Genomic DNA, 13,381 nt, shown 5'->3' with positions numbered 1-13,381 from the left:
GAGCTGCGCATCAATCATGAAGTGGTGACTGCCTATGTCATGTCAAGGTCAGGCCGGCACGCCCCGTGAACGGTTACTAAAAAGGTGACCAAGGGAGGGGTGAGCGAAGGGGCGATTTGCTCACCTATTTGCTCACATGGCCCTTGGCCATTCGGTGAAAAGTCAATCGGGGCGACAGGATTCGAACCTGCGACCTAGTGCTCCCAAAACGAAAGGCACTATTAGTGGCTCCAAGGGTGCTCTAGTCACAGCAATGGCTTTGGGGAAGCCTGTCTTGCCCTGTCCGGCCTAAACGGGCTAGTTTTGGGCACGTTTTGGGCACGCCCTTGCCGATCGTCTCAAAGCACTCGCCCTGGGAATTGTCATTTCGCAAGCAAATTCGTGCCCTTGCCAGCGGCTGGAATGTGGTGGAAGCCCGTGGGCGTATTCGCCTAAAAGTTCGACCTCCAGATCTATCTGAGCAGTCGGTTGTTCTTCCCTTTCGCTGGGTTGAGACCGACGTTGGTGATGCCTACGTGCGCATCCGAAACATCTACAAACTGATGGCAGGAGGCCTCGATCTCCGCACAGCTGCTGAACAGGCTGATGGAAATGCTCCGCAAGTTGTGCGCGACTGGAAGGGCGCCGTGGAGCGCTTTCAGCAGCAGAAGCTCAACCACGGCAACACGATCTCCGTTGCGACCTGGAACAAGGCCTACCGGCCTGTGCTGGAGATGAGCGTGCTGCTGCTCACCGGCCCAAAGCCTCTGGGGCGACCGGTGGATCTGATCGATCGCTGCGTGGCTGACTGGGAGCCCGGCTCCCGCATGCGGCAGATCCGCTGTCAGTCCCTCGCTCAGTTCCTGCGCCACTGTGTCCAGCGGGAACAGTTCCCGGGCCACTGGCTGCCACCAACGGACCTCTCCCATCACGTGGGTCGTCATCCGGCCGGCGTCGAGGCCAGGGGTGGTGGTGACCCGATCAGCGATGCCGAGATCCTGCGGCTTCTTGACGCCCTGCCCGACGACAGCGTTGGCCAGCGCTGGCGTGATGCGATCCGATTGCTGGCAGAGCTGGGCCTGCGACCAGTGGAACTGCTGCACCTGAGCGTTCGCACCGACCGCAGCACCGGCGTGCCCCACTGGTGGTGTAGCTATCGAAAGCGCAGCGGTGGGGGCATCACCGAGCCGCGGCGGATCTACCCATTACCCCTTCAGGACGAAGGAACGGTGGTGAGCTGGCATCTGCTAGAGCGCTGGAAGGCCCGGCTGATCCAGCTGCCGCCACTGCAATCGGGCAACGGTGCCGCCGATGGGCTCGGCACCTATCTCAAACGTCAATCCGCCTGGAAAAGTCTGCGGGAGGAACTCGAGGCTCGTGGTGAGCGACTAGTTCCCTACTCCTTTCGCCACAGCTACAGCCTGCGGGCCCACCGACGCAACATCGATGCAGGCTCAGCGGCGCGCTCGATGGGACACAGCCTTGAAGTCCACCTGCGCTCCTACCCGTGGGCCTCGGCGGCCGGTACGGAAGCCGCCTTTCAGCGAGCTCACGATGTCCTTGTCGCCACCACAACCCAACCAATCTCCTCCTGAAGCCAGCAGATCCTTGGCTTCAGGGGACCTGCTCAAGGATCTCAGCGACCTGACTTCTGATCTTTGGAAATAGCTGGTAAGCCATCCAGACCTCCTCCAAATCGATTTGATCGTAGGCATGAATCAGTACGTCGCGCATTCCTGCCATGGCACGCCAGGGTATTTCTGCGTGCGCGATTCGAATCTCCCTGCTCAATCGCTTGGTGGCTTCTCCGAGTACCTCTAGGCAGCGAATCACCGCATCTTGAAGATAGGTCGTGTCCTCCAGCGTCTGGGCATCCGGGATCGGGAACTCCAGGGCACGATCTAGAACGCCAAGGATGTCTTCTAGCGCCTGGCGATCCCTCTGCTCCATCAGAGGTTGACTGCTTCTGCTTCCACAACCGCCTTGATGCTTGGTTTGAGGTTGCGGCGCCGGATCAGATCGACCCGAGATAACAGAAGCTCCTCGAGAGCAGACTTCAGCTCTGCTCGATCAAACAGGCTTGCTCCATCTGGCAGGTCCACGAGCAGATCGATGTCGCTGCCGGCATTTGCCTGGTCTCTTGCAACAGACCCGAAGACCGCGACGTTGCTCGCCCCAAAACGGCCTAGGAGCTCATGGATCTGGGGTGCCAGGTGCTGCAACTCGGCGAGACGCATGGGGTGTGCTCCTCCTGTTGTGCTCAGCGGGACCGATTTCAGATTACGCCGAATGTCCCTACGGCTGAGCCAGCGTTGCCCGGGCCACCCTTCGGCATGGGCTTTTTCTGCCTGCCACTGCAGGCCTACGGAGGACTCCGGATATGAACTGCACCACAGGGATGATCGCTGCCCATCTGGCTGTCATCTCATGTTTCGAGGAAGGCGGCAGAGCGAGCGGCTGCTTCGTTCATCGCACTGTTGCAGCGCTCAAGGTGGTACAGAACCGGAGAATTGCGGCTCGGGAATTTGCGGCGCCAGTGCACTCCGGCCTGGAGAAGCCCAGCCTTTCGCCACCTGCCGAGCGTTTTCTCGCTCACACCGAGAAGCTGCCCTGCTGATCGAGCATCAGCCCATTCCTGAGCCTGGGCCAGTGCGATTGGCTTGGCTGGCGGCTGCGGACGGCTGGATCTAACTCTTGGAAAGACCATCACCCGTACCTCCTGCAACTGCCGCGAGGGTCATTCGTCTTCTGGGCCACCAATTGCGTCAAGCCGGTCCTCACGGCAACAGCAGCCACCAGGCCGCACTGCCCCTCGGGGGGTAGGCCGACCAGAGCAATGCTGTCTGACATCACCCTTCCCCCTGCAGCAACGCCACCACCGCTGGATCCCAGACGATCTGCTGCCGGTGCTCGCCGCGGCTGCAGCGCGGCAGGCCGATACCCCAGTCGCGGCCGACTGCGGTGAGCTGCCAGTCATCAAGGTCATTGCGCACCTGCAGGCCGCAGGCCGCCAATCGGCGGTTGATATCCCTGATCGTGCGGACCAGCCGCTCGGCCAGTTGCTCTGCATCCAGGCGTGCCTCGACTGGCTTACCAACCGGCTGAGCGGGGCGATGAGCTGAGTCCGCAGGGTGGGTGTCGCAAAGGATCTGTTGCAGTGGGGCCAAGTGGAGGCCGGTGCTGGCCTCGATGTCCTCAATGGCAGCTAGGAGCGCATCGGAGTAACCGACGCCGGTGAGCTCGATGATCTCCTCGGCAAGCCGCAACACCGCCTGCACGGTCTGGGTCTTTTCCCCAGCCGGGCCTGATAATTGGGCCCTTGATTTGACCTGTAGGGGGCGCAGGGTGGGCAGCAGCTCATGGGTGAGCCAGCGCCGCATCCGCCAGGCCGTCTGGCTGTCGCCCAGCAGCAGAAGCCTCAGCAGGCCGCCTTCACTGATCAGGGCCAGAGTGCAGCCCTCGCTGCCTGGCCCCTCCTGGGAATAAAGGCACTGCTCCTCCTCCCGCAGGTTGGCCAGAGCCCGACCGATTGTGAGTTGGCCAAGGGTGCCAGCGACATCAGCGGCGACGAACCAGGCATAACCGTGCTCATCGGTGCTGACCCGGATGCGGTGCCCCTCGAACGGGTAGGGCACCAGAGCGGTTATTCTGCTCATAGCTGAGAAGGCGAGAGGACAGTGGCGCCAGCTGCGCCAGTGCTGGCAAGGGGTGCTCCTGCCTGCGGTCTCCGGGGAGCTGGCATCGGGCCGGCGAGCAGCAGCGGCAGGGTGCTCAGCTGAATGGCCAGCAGCAGCCACAGCAACCACTGCAGCTGCTGCAGCCCTCTGAGCCCCACGGTGGTGGTGCTTCTCTGGAGGGTGCGGCAGAAAGCCGGCAGCTGAGGGGAAGGGCGACGGTTGACACCGCCAGAACGGAGGTTGGTCATCAGAACGGCGCCTCCTCGTCGCTGGCGAACTCGTCGTAGCCGCCATCGCCCAAGGCCGCCTCCGCCTGGCTGTAGCCCTCCTGCTCGGCGAATCCCTCGGTGGGATCGCTCTCCTGATATGGCACGTAGTGCACTACCTGGGCAGCACGGGGAATGAGCGTGATGCCCACCCCCTCGGGCCGGTCCCAGGCATGGATCACATAGGCGATCACCAGCCGGCTGCCATTACCGATCGATGCACCGTTCCAGGGCTGCTTACTGGCGTCGATCAACCGCGGACCGCTCGCCTGGGAGCCGTCGCGGCGCGTCAACTGCTGCGCCTTGAACTTCACCACCATCAGCTGGCTGGGCTGCTCCTTGTCGGGCTTCCACGGTTCACCCTTATCGCTGCGGCGCTTCTTGCTGCCGTGGGCCTCGATGAACTGACGCTCCAGCTTCTCGAGGAACGTCTGGCTGGTGGCCTCTCCCAGGGGCAGGAGTAGATCGACGGACCAGGCCAGCGGCTTCTCTGGGTCCATCTGCTGCCGCGGCTCCAATAGGTGGGCCCAGCGCACTTCCGCCAGCGGGGAATAAAGGATTTCAGTGGTCATGGTGCTGATTGAGGGGTGGAAGGGGATCGAGGCCTGCGCCGAGCCGCATCAGGTGATGGGCCGCACCGCTGGCAGAGAGGTTGTGGCGTTCCATCAGCTCCTGCAGCTGCTGATGGCAGTCGCCGTAGACCATCACCTGCACGTAGTGACGGTCCTGGCTGATTGAGGGGCGCTCGCCATAGCTGCGCGGGCGGCGATTGCGCTGGGAGGAAGTGCTCTCGCTCATGCCCCATCCCCCGCCGGTGCTGGCGTTGCTTCTGGCGGCGCGGGGGGCAGATCGGCTAGCTCGCGCTCAAAGCGATCGATGAAATCCTTATGCCGCTTCTGGGTGATGAACCCGGCGATGCTCCGCGCCTCCTTGGACACTTTGAAGTGATGGCGGAAGGCGATCTGGAACTGACGCCGTGCCTCCACCGGCCGCAAGGAGCGGACCATCTCCAGCAGCGTCTCCCTCTCCTCATCCCCCAGGGGCTGGAGCGACTCCTCGGTGCCAGGGGAATCCGGGGAGCCGGGACCGATGGGGTCGGTGATAGCGGCGATTGCTGGGGTGGGTTCCGGAGAGCCGGTCGCTGCGGCTGGCCTGGAAGCCGGTGCTGGAGTCCCTCCCGGCGAGGACTCTTTCGCTACTGCAGAACCGGGGGCTGCAACAGCTGGGGGCGTTGGCGTCGGCACAGCCGTGCTGGCCGGCTCTGGCTCCTGCTCTGACTCCTGTGACGCTGGCAGCGCTACGGGAGTGACCGCCGTTACGGCAGTCGCACCCCCGGCCGGAACACCATTGCGCATTGCCTCAGCCTTAGATGGCTGAGGCTGTTCGGTCACAGAAAGAACCGGGATGCCCAGCAGCTGCGCCAGCAGCCGTGCCGCCTGGTTGAACTCCTCTTCTGCTTGCTCGGCGCTCAGACGCACCTGGCTGCTGAGCTGGTCGCCGCCGCGGTGCAGCACCGTCACCTCCAACAGGGGCTGGCCGTCGTCATCGAGGCAGCGGCAGGAGGTGTAGGCAAAGCCCAGGCGGAAGGCGCCGCGCGCTGCTTCCACCACTGCGGGCAGCGTCATTTCGGCAGCTGGAGTCACTTCCGACTGGAAGCGGGCGAGGGCAGCGGCTAGCTCGCATTCGGCGGCCCGCTGCTCCTGGAGCAGGGCGGCTGGAGCAGCTGCGCCCTCGCGATGTACAGGCGCTGGCCCAGCGGCGGGCCGCCCGTCAGCAGGTGGTCCTGCGGCGGTGGTGGGTGACATGGCAATGAAGGCGGGACCGACGCCCGCACTCCTGGCACCTTAGAGGCTCAGGATCCTGAGCCGTAATACATCGCTCAGGATTTCGTTACGGCGCTTGCTTCTCGTCATCCTCACCGCTGCCTGCTGGCTCCAGACCCTCACTCCAAAGGCGAATCCAGCGCTCAGGCAGCCATTCACCTGCCCACAGCTCTCTCAGCTCACCGGCCTCGTAGTCGCGGAAGGAGGCAAGTACGGCCCGCAGCGACTTGCGCTGGGCGGCCGGGGCTTGCCGGGCAACCCCCTGCAAGGTCTCGATTGGATCGAGGCCGCGCCGGCTGGCCTCCTGGGTGAACTGCTGCTGCCACTGAGCCGAAAGCTCGGCAGCCAGATCACCGCTCACCTCCGGCATCGGCTCGTTGACCGGGCGCTGGTAAGCCAGAGGCACCGGCAGAAGGCCTACATAGCAGCTCCAGAACTCGGTTGGCCCCCAGACCTGGCCGTCGTCGCCGCGGATCGCAGTGGCCTCCGCCAGCGCCTGTCGGATCTCCTGGCTCTTCACTGGGCCCCAGTCCTTTTCGGCGAGACGGCGGTTCACATCAGCCAGCTGGAAATGGGCCTGGGCCCGCAGATCTCCCGCCTTGCCCTGTTCCACCATTGAGATGTTGCCGCTCGACACCGTCCGGAAGCCGGCCTCACGGCCCCAGCGCTCAGCGGTGTACTGGGTCCAGCCGTTGCGCTCGCGCCAGAGACGCAGCATCCGCCCGAAGTCTTCCCGCGCTGCGGCCTGGCTGTCTACGTAGGCCTGAAACATGCTCGCCATCTTCCCCTTGGCTTTAGTGGTCAAACTCTAAGACCGGCTCAGCCACTAAAGCCAGTGGCAAATCAGGGAATTTCGGCGAGGTCTCTCCTGGCTCGGCGCTGCCGCCGCCGTTTGGGGCGGATCCGCTCCTCCAGCACAACCACTGGAGCCTGCGGCTCTGCGCTGATCGGCTCGGGCCAGCAGCTGGCTCTTCGCAGCAAAACCTCGAGTGCGGAGCGTTCCTCTGCGCTCAGGAACTGCAGCGGTTCCACCACTTGGCTAGCGGGGCCCAGCGTCCAGTCATCGCGCTGGCAGCCGTAAACCCAGCAGCGGCCATCAGGTGCAGCGGCCCGCTCGACCCGCGACGGGGCAACGTCGCCGGTGCTGTTTTGCGCAGCCATCACCATCAGGCCTGGCTCCAGCAGCAGCTCGATCCTCCAGAGGCTCAGCAGCTCGATCCGCATCCGGCCCCAACCCACCTCCTGCCAGGGCCGCTCCGCCAGGAATGGCATCCCCGCAAGCACCAGCCGCAGTTGCGCAGTGACCTCTTCTGCGCGGCAGCGGATCGGCAGGTCTTGCTCCACCCTGCCTGTTGCCTTGCGATGCTGAGCTTGCAAGAGTCTTCACAATCATGCGCAGCCCAGGCCCCGCAATGGTCCTGATGCTGACCTGGGCCCAGTTCAACTTCTTGCTGGACTAATAATGGCTCAGCCTCCTAAGGGCAGGCTTACTCTCGTGACTTGTTCTCGTCCCATCGCCTGCTTTCTGTGTTCGCCCCTGTAAAACCCGTTTCCGTCGTGATCACCGAGCGCCAGCTCGAGTGGCTTGATCACCGCCGCGCTCAAGGCTGTATTTCACGCTCCGCTGTTCTGCGCATCCTTCTCGATCGCCTTATCCAGCAGGAGCAGGCCCAAGTCGCCGTCACAAAGCAGACCGATGGCCAGTGATGGCCCTCTCGCAGGTCCATCGATCCCGCTCCCATGGTGACCGTGCCGCCGATCGATGCGGCGCAGGCAGATCGGTTCCTCTCCCTGCTGGGCAAGGAGCCAGCTACCGCTCGCCTGCGCGCCTTCCCCCATCGAGATAACCCCAATAAGTGGCACCCGGAACATCGCCCATCAGGCATCAAGGCCCGCAAGGGCCCCTATGACCTGGCCGCCGCCAGTCGCTGGCAGCAGGAGGGCCGCGGCGTTTATCTCGTCATCAATGACGGCGGCGACAACGACGCCCAGATCACGGCTTGCCGCGCTTTTTTCCTGGAATGGGACGACAGGCCCGTTCCCTGGCAGCTCTCCGCTTGGCAGCGCTACGGGCTGGGCGAACCCACCATCTCGATCACCACCGGCGGCAAGTCGGCTCACCTCTACTGGGTGCTCAGTGAACCGATAGCCCCGGCCGAATGGATTCCCATTCAGGCCGCATTGATCGAAATCACGGGCGCCGACTCCACCAACCGCAACCCTTCTCGTGTGATGCGCCTGCCCGGCGGCAGCTACATCGGCGCTGCTGGCACCGCCTTGGGGATGACCACCATCTACAGCGCCGCCGGCCTCCGCTACTCCCTAGAGCAGGTGGGGCAATGGGTGCAGCCCGATGAATTCGCCGACCCGCCGCCGGAGGCCGGCCCCTCAGCTGAACTGCAGCGTTTGGCCCAGGACGACGGGTTCTTTGGTGATCTGCCCCCGCGGCCGCTTGAGACGCTGCGCCAGACGCTGCTCAAGATCCCGCCCTTCCGTCATGGCAGCGGCCAGTACCAGCAGCTGATGAAGCTGGCGATGCGCCTGCATGTCGACCTCGGCCCCGCTGTTGCCCAGCAGTTACTCGCCGAGACTTGCTGCAGGGAGATCCGCGATCTGCCCTGCTACTTCCAGAGCACACCAAAGCAGATCAGCCCTGGCTCCACCTGGGCTTTTTTGCGCGAGACCTGGGGCGTTGACATCAGCCGTTCGGATCTCAAGGCCCAGCGGCCGCCGCCGCATCGCCAATCAGCACCAGAAGCTGTTCAGACCACGGCGCCAAAGCCGGAATTTCCAGCCATGCTCAAGCTCGAGCAGGTGCGCGAGCGGCTGCAGCGGGCCGTTACTGATGGCGCCTCACGCCAGGACCTAGAGGCCCTGGTCCTTGAGCTTGCCGATCTCTCAGATCGCAGTGCCTATGACCTGCGCAACCTGCTGCGCACTATCGAGGCCGAACAAGACGCGGCCCAAGCGATCGCCTCCGAGGTGGCGACGATCAAAGCGGCGCAGGATCGCCGTGATCTGTCCCAGGCGTTAACCCTTGAGTGGCTCTGCCCGCCGTCACTGGCGGCGGCGCTGCGCATCCGCTGCCGCTCCTTGCCGGCTGATGACGTCACAGCGCTGATGTGCTTTCTCGTTGCCATATCCGGCGTCGTCAAGCTCGGCTCCCAGGTCGTCGCATCAGAAGCCGCTAGCTATCGGGTGCCGCTCAATCTCTACGGCGCTCTTGTCGCACGCTCCGGCGCCAAGAAAACGCCCGTCTCCCGCCTGCTGGTGCTGGATCCGCTGCAGGAGCTACGCCTCGATCTGGCCAGACAGAACAAGCGCGCCTACAGGGAATGGGAGGAGCAGAACCGCGCTGTAAAAGCCAGCGAGCGCACACCCGAACCCAGAGCGGTCCATCTAATGGTCTCGGACTTCACCGCCGAGGCGCTGGCGGAACAGCTGCAGCTACAGGAGGAACGGGGCCTTGGCCTGCTGATCCATCGCGATGAGCTGGCCGGCATGTTCGGCAATCTCAATGCTTACCGTTCCGGTCGTGGCTCAGATGAGGAGCAGCTGCTGGAGGCCTACGACGGTTCTGGCTTTTCCTCCCTGCGTATCACCAAGGCCGGTGGTGGTCGCTTCTACGAACGCTGCCAGCTCTCGATCTGCGGCACGATCCAGCCGACAATCCTCGAGGCGCTCGTCGCCAACGGCGACGCCTCGGGGCTCTGGGCACGCTTTCTGTTTATTCCCCTCCCCGAGCGGGTAGTGCCGCTGCCGGAATTTGAAACAGAGCAGGAGCAGCAGGAAGCCAGCTGGGCCAGCCATCTGCTGGAGAAGCTCTGCCGCTTTGCCTACACCCGGCCCCGCCTCACCCTGGCGCTTGCGCCTGTGGCGCGCCGCTATTTCGTCCAGTACGAGGCCCGCTGTCAGGCGGACGTGCACCGCACCACCATCCCCGCCCAGGGGGCCTTGATCGGCAAGGCCGCCGGCAAAGCGCTCCGCATCGCAGCCCTGCTCCACCTGCTGCATCAGGGCTGCGCCGATGGCTGCCACAGCCAGCAGGTGTCAGTCGAGCTGATGGAGCGGGCCTGCGTCCTGGTCGATCACATAAACACCTGGACGATGGGCCTGCATCAAAAGGTGGCTGAGGGTGCCAACGATCTGATGCGGCTGATCCACAAGGTTGCTGAGGCAACACCTGGACAGTCAATCGGATGGAGGGACATCCACTACCGCCTGAGCAAAACGCAACGCCGGGAGGTCGACTCGGCCGCTGCAACGGTCGCGATGGCCGCACTTGCAGAACTTGGCGTTGGTGTGCTGGAGCGGGGCGCACGAGGGGCGGGACGTTACAAGGCCACTACTCCGCTGCCGTGAGCGTGGGCTCTGTGGGCTGAATGTGGGCTTCGTAGCCCACATCGATCTTGCCAGTCATGGCAAGAGTTCTCATGGGAAAAAGAAGGAAGGTGGGTTATGTGGGTCTTTCCCTGTTCTCTTTCTTCTCCTCCCCTCTTTCAAGCGTCTCACCCGCTCATGCACCCAGAAATAGCCCACAAAGCCCACATACCCACATTCATGGTCAGAGCCCAGTGATGCCAAGCCATCTGAATGTGGGTTCTTCAGCCCATGCTCGACCCACATAGCCCCCACACCGCAGCCCACAACCCATGACCACCTGGCTCACTCCCATCCCTGGCCTGCTGCGCCGCGATCCGGAGCATCGCTACTGGCTAGGTGACCACCTCTTTCCGGTCTCGATCACTGGGGTGCTGGCCCACGGCAAAGGGGAGTTCGCCATGGGGCGGATCGAGGCGACCCGTCAGGTGTGGGCCCCGCGCGGTAACGCCTGCCACCGGGCGATGGAGCTCTTCCTCACGGACAGGCGGCCTGTCGCCGCAAGTCGGCTAACCGATCAGGAGCCGGCTTCGCGGAGTCAAGACGATCCCCTGGCCGAGCTTGGTGAGCTCACCGCTGGCGACTACGCCGACTGGATTCATTACCTGCTCACCCATGAGCGCTGGGAGCAGGTGGAGGTGATCGCTTCTGAACGCGCCACCTGCTGCCTCATCCGCAATGTCGCCGGCACCTACGACACCGCCTTCCTCGATGACCAGCTCCCTATCCCCACCGGCCGGCCCCAGGGGGTGAGTGGGTCGGCGCGGGTGCTGGCGGATCTCAAGAGCCTCGGTGCCAACGGCAGCACCTACTGCACCCGCGCCCAGCTCGGCGGCTACATGGCCCTGGAGTGGAGCCACGGCCACTGGATCGATTACGGCCAGACGATCTGGTGCCGGCCGGGGGCCACCAGCTTCTCACCGCTCTATGGCCGGCAGGAATGCCTGGTGGCCTGGGCTGCGGCTTACACCGCCTATGCGGAGGCCCACTGGCCGTTCTGACTATTGAGGCTTACTTGCTAAGCCGCTAAGCTCTGCTCAGATTCCTGAGGCGTGGTGGTTGCTTCTGTTCCTAAGTCGGTCGACTCGCGTGCGGGAGAGGTGGCCTCGGCTGCCGAGGGCGAGGAAGCGATCGATCGCCTGCTCGCGGCCATGGTCGCCATCAAGCGCCAGCAGCGCTCCCTCGACGAGCAGCTCAATTCCCTGCTTGATCAGCTGCAACAGCTGCATGAGTGCGGCGAGGTGGACGCCGCTTTCCACTTCAACGACACCGCCTTCTCCTGGAGCCCAGGCCGGCAGCTGTTCACCTATCCCGAGCCAGTGCTGGCAATGGAGCAGCAGCTCAAGCTCGCCCGCAAGGCCGCCGAGGGTGACGGCACCGCGACCCGGCGTTACGGGCGCTCGTTTTGGACAATCAAGCTGCCCGGCGCCTGATGAACAGCTCCGCTGCCCTGCTTAGTGAGCCGCTGTCAGCGCCTTTCACGCCCGCAGCAACGGCGGGCCGACCGGCCTTGCTGGCGCTTGATCTGGGCATCCGCACCGGCTGGGCCTTGTTGGATTCGAGCGGGCGCATCTGCAGCGGCAGTCAGCCGTTCACTCCCCAACGCTTTGAGGGTGGCGGCATGCGCTTTCTACGTTTCCATCGCTGGCTTACAGAGCTGAGCCACCCTGGCGGTGCTTCTGGTGGGCTCGCTGTTGAGCAGGTGGTATTTGAGGAGGTCCGGCGTCATGCCGGTGTCGATGCCGCCCATGCTTATGGCGGTTTTCTTGGCCAACTCGGCTCCTTCTGCGAGCACCACCGGATTCCCTATCAAGGGGTGCCAGTGGGCACTATCAAGCGCCATATCACTGGCAAGGGCAACGCGAGCAAGGAGGCGGTGATCGTCGCCATCCGCGAGCTGGGCTACAGCCCGGTGGATGACAACGAGGCCGATGCCCTTGCCCTGCTGCATTGGGCGATCGCTACCGCTGGCGGTGCGCGCTGATGGTGTCCCGCCGTCATGGCTGCAGCCGGCCTTCCCTGCTGTGCTCATCTCAGGAACAGACGCCAGCCGATGCGATCGAGCTGCTGCGGGTGGCAGCCAACACAGAAGACGATGACGGCAACCCGAGCGGCAGACCTGAGGGTGTGGATGCCAGCAGACCGATCGGGCGGGGCAATCCACCCCGTAAGAGCCGTGATCCAGATCAGGCTCCCAGGCCCTCCCGTTATGAGGTGGAACGGCGGGTAGCAGAAGCTCAGCTCTGGATTGCGCAACGCCAGCCATTGGTGGCGATTGTCGAGAACGCTCGTAGTAGTTGGGGGGTGCGCAACATCCAGACAGTCAATCGCTACCTCAACCTTGCTCGTCAGCGCATGGTCGAGGAGCTGATCTCCGACCGGCGCCGCCACCAGGCCGAGCAGATCTTTGCGCTCAATGACTGCGCTCGCCGGGCCATGGATGCTGAGCAGTTTTCTGCAGCGGTCGGTGCCTTTCGGGTGATTGCTGAGATCGGCGGTCTGCTGCGGGCACCCATCAAGCCGCCGGAGCCACGGGCATGACAGTGAGCACCGCCGCCATCGTGATGCCAGCACCGGTGCTCACTCAACAAGCCCCTACAGAAGTCGGCCTGCTGCTGAGCGAGCTCGACCCCTGGGGTGACGCCGGCCTGCTGCATCTGCCCACAACCACCGCAGCCGAACCATCCGCACCCCAGAGCCTGCGCAGCTTCATCGCCGAGGCCTACCCCCGTTACGGCTTTCACCGCTGGGCCGATGTGCTGATCGAGCTACTCCAGCAGGTGGCCGATGGCCAGCTGAGTCGCCTGATCGTTACCTGTCCACCTCGCCTGGGGAAGCTGTGCGCCCACGACACGCCCGTGCCGACACCCACTGGCTGGCAGCGTCACGGCGACCTACGGCCTGGAGATCTGGTCTTCGGGCCGGATGGCCAGCCGACGCAAGTGCTGGCCGTGTCGCAGGAGCAGCAAGCCACGATGAAGGTCACCACCACCCGTGGTGAGGAGATCTGGTGCCACCCGCGCCATGAGTGGCAGGTGCGCAACCGCCGCAGCCGCCGCTGGGAGACCCTCGAAACGCGGGAGCTTGCGGCACAGCCACTGCACAGCGGGCAGCTCGGCCGCCGCGGCTCCCGCTTTCTCTTCCAGCTGCCCCTCGTTCTGCCGTTGCAGTACCAGCGGCAGTCGCTGCCGATGGATCCCTATTCCCTTGGCTACTGGCTGGGCAATGGCACCGCCGGCAAGCCACTCGTCACCCA

The 13,381-nt window shown here is 64.2% G+C and carries 17 protein-coding genes; 8 read left to right on the top strand and 9 right to left on the bottom strand.

Translation table 11 applies throughout. The features are described 5' to 3' along the window. Positions 1-326: 326 nt before the first annotated feature. Entirely contained in the window at positions 327-1,574 is a 1,248-nt protein-coding gene (locus AC01FP_RS13685; protein WP_474480987.1) for a site-specific integrase, read from the top strand. 19 nt (positions 1,575-1,593) lie between these two features. On the opposite strand, the gene AC01FP_RS13680 is transcribed toward AC01FP_RS13685, so the two are convergent. From AC01FP_RS13680 to AC01FP_RS13640, 9 genes are all read right to left on the bottom strand, one after another. Further along, positions 1,594-1,929, bottom strand: a complete 336-nt coding sequence (locus tag AC01FP_RS13680) for a HepT-like ribonuclease domain-containing protein (protein WP_474480985.1) — start codon at positions 1,927-1,929, stop codon at positions 1,594-1,596. Next, positions 1,929-2,216, bottom strand: a complete 288-nt coding sequence (locus tag AC01FP_RS13675) for a nucleotidyltransferase family protein (protein ID WP_474480983.1) — start codon at positions 2,214-2,216, stop codon at positions 1,929-1,931. The genes AC01FP_RS13680 and AC01FP_RS13675 overlap by 1 nt, the downstream gene beginning before the upstream one ends. Before the next feature lie 612 nt (positions 2,217-2,828). After that, the gene (locus AC01FP_RS13670) at positions 2,829-3,635 is read right to left on the bottom strand and encodes a BRO family protein (protein ID WP_474480982.1); all 807 of its coding nucleotides are present in this window, start codon (positions 3,633-3,635) and stop codon (positions 2,829-2,831) included. Next, a complete protein-coding gene (locus tag AC01FP_RS13665) occupies positions 3,632-3,904 on the bottom strand; it encodes a hypothetical protein (RefSeq protein WP_474480981.1) in 273 nt (90 codons plus the stop codon). The genes AC01FP_RS13670 and AC01FP_RS13665 overlap by 4 nt, the downstream gene beginning before the upstream one ends. Further along, positions 3,904-4,494 (bottom strand): hypothetical protein, encoded by a 591-nt coding sequence (locus AC01FP_RS13660; protein ID WP_474480979.1) that lies wholly within the window; start codon positions 4,492-4,494, stop codon positions 3,904-3,906. The genes AC01FP_RS13665 and AC01FP_RS13660 overlap by 1 nt, the downstream gene beginning before the upstream one ends. Beyond that, complete coding sequence (locus AC01FP_RS13655) at positions 4,484-4,720, bottom strand: hypothetical protein (protein WP_474480978.1); 237 nt, start codon at positions 4,718-4,720, stop codon at positions 4,484-4,486. The genes AC01FP_RS13660 and AC01FP_RS13655 overlap by 11 nt, the downstream gene beginning before the upstream one ends. Next, a complete protein-coding gene (locus AC01FP_RS13650) occupies positions 4,717-5,727 on the bottom strand; it encodes a hypothetical protein (RefSeq protein ID WP_474480976.1) in 1,011 nt (336 codons plus the stop codon). Before AC01FP_RS13650 ends, AC01FP_RS13655 begins: the two co-directional genes overlap by 4 nt. An 85-nt stretch (positions 5,728-5,812) precedes the next feature. Then, positions 5,813-6,526: a helix-turn-helix domain-containing protein gene (locus tag AC01FP_RS13645; protein WP_474480974.1), complete on the bottom strand. Its 714-nt coding sequence runs from the start codon at positions 6,524-6,526 to the stop codon at positions 5,813-5,815. 62 nt (positions 6,527-6,588) lie between these two features. Beyond that, the gene (locus AC01FP_RS13640) at positions 6,589-7,089 is read right to left on the bottom strand and encodes a hypothetical protein (protein ID WP_474480973.1); all 501 of its coding nucleotides are present in this window, start codon (positions 7,087-7,089) and stop codon (positions 6,589-6,591) included. 183 nt (positions 7,090-7,272) lie between these two features. Here AC01FP_RS13640 and AC01FP_RS13635 point away from each other — a divergent pair, with 183 nt between their 5' ends. The 7 genes from AC01FP_RS13635 to AC01FP_RS13605 all read left to right on the top strand — a co-directional run. Next, positions 7,273-7,452, top strand: a complete 180-nt coding sequence (locus tag AC01FP_RS13635) for a hypothetical protein (RefSeq protein WP_474480971.1) — start codon at positions 7,273-7,275, stop codon at positions 7,450-7,452. A 33-nt stretch (positions 7,453-7,485) separates the two neighbouring features. Further along, positions 7,486-10,107, top strand: coding sequence for a DUF3987 domain-containing protein (locus AC01FP_RS13630; RefSeq protein ID WP_474480969.1), 2,622 nt, complete (start codon positions 7,486-7,488; stop codon positions 10,105-10,107). A 290-nt stretch (positions 10,108-10,397) separates the two neighbouring features. Further along, positions 10,398-11,126 carry a hypothetical protein gene (locus AC01FP_RS13625; protein ID WP_474480968.1) on the top strand — a complete coding sequence of 243 codons (729 nt, stop codon included), beginning with the start codon at positions 10,398-10,400 and terminating at the stop codon, positions 11,124-11,126. A gap of 51 nt (positions 11,127-11,177) precedes the next feature. Next, on the top strand, positions 11,178-11,558 hold the full coding sequence (locus AC01FP_RS13620) for a hypothetical protein (RefSeq protein ID WP_474480966.1): 381 nt from the start codon (positions 11,178-11,180) through the stop codon (positions 11,556-11,558). Further along, entirely contained in the window at positions 11,558-12,109 is a 552-nt protein-coding gene (locus AC01FP_RS13615; protein ID WP_474480964.1) for a crossover junction endodeoxyribonuclease RuvC, read from the top strand. Before AC01FP_RS13620 ends, AC01FP_RS13615 begins: the two co-directional genes overlap by 1 nt. Next, positions 12,109-12,666: a hypothetical protein gene (locus AC01FP_RS13610; RefSeq protein WP_474480962.1), complete on the top strand. Its 558-nt coding sequence runs from the start codon at positions 12,109-12,111 to the stop codon at positions 12,664-12,666. The genes AC01FP_RS13615 and AC01FP_RS13610 overlap by 1 nt, the downstream gene beginning before the upstream one ends. After that, on the top strand, positions 12,663-13,381 hold a 719-nt coding region (locus tag AC01FP_RS13605), incomplete at its 3' end, for a Hint domain-containing protein (RefSeq protein ID WP_474480961.1). The genes AC01FP_RS13610 and AC01FP_RS13605, both read left to right, overlap by 4 nt.

The organism is Cyanobium sp. NIVA-CYA 375 (assembly GCF_056108345.1).
The sequence above is the reverse complement of the archived record's forward strand: the minus strand, read 5'-3'. Positions and strand labels throughout refer to the sequence as shown.

Bases quoted from the DNA above. Each gene is read 5' to 3' on its own strand.
- AC01FP_RS13680 (WP_474480985.1), bottom strand. From the start codon at position 1,929: ATGGAGCAGAGGGATCGCCAGGCGCTAGAAGACATCCTTGGCGTTCTA.
- AC01FP_RS13675 (WP_474480983.1), bottom strand. From the start codon at position 2,216: ATGCGTCTCGCCGAGTTGCAGCACCTGGCACCCCAGATCCATGAGCTC.
- AC01FP_RS13670 (WP_474480982.1), bottom strand. From the start codon at position 3,635: ATGAGCAGAATAACCGCTCTGGTGCCCTACCCGTTCGAGGGGCACCGC.
- AC01FP_RS13665 (WP_474480981.1), bottom strand. From the start codon at position 3,904: ATGACCAACCTCCGTTCTGGCGGTGTCAACCGTCGCCCTTCCCCTCAG.
- AC01FP_RS13660 (WP_474480979.1), bottom strand. From the start codon at position 4,494: ATGACCACTGAAATCCTTTATTCCCCGCTGGCGGAAGTGCGCTGGGCC.
- AC01FP_RS13655 (WP_474480978.1), bottom strand. From the start codon at position 4,720: ATGAGCGAGAGCACTTCCTCCCAGCGCAATCGCCGCCCGCGCAGCTAT.
- AC01FP_RS13650 (WP_474480976.1), bottom strand. From the start codon at position 5,727: ATGTCACCCACCACCGCCGCAGGACCACCTGCTGACGGGCGGCCCGCC.
- AC01FP_RS13645 (WP_474480974.1), bottom strand. From the start codon at position 6,526: ATGGCGAGCATGTTTCAGGCCTACGTAGACAGCCAGGCCGCAGCGCGG.
- AC01FP_RS13630 (WP_474480969.1), top strand. From the start codon at position 7,486: ATGGTGACCGTGCCGCCGATCGATGCGGCGCAGGCAGATCGGTTCCTC.
- AC01FP_RS13625 (WP_474480968.1), top strand. From the start codon at position 10,398: ATGACCACCTGGCTCACTCCCATCCCTGGCCTGCTGCGCCGCGATCCG.
- AC01FP_RS13615 (WP_474480964.1), top strand. From the start codon at position 11,558: ATGAACAGCTCCGCTGCCCTGCTTAGTGAGCCGCTGTCAGCGCCTTTC.
- AC01FP_RS13610 (WP_474480962.1), top strand. From the start codon at position 12,109: ATGGTGTCCCGCCGTCATGGCTGCAGCCGGCCTTCCCTGCTGTGCTCA.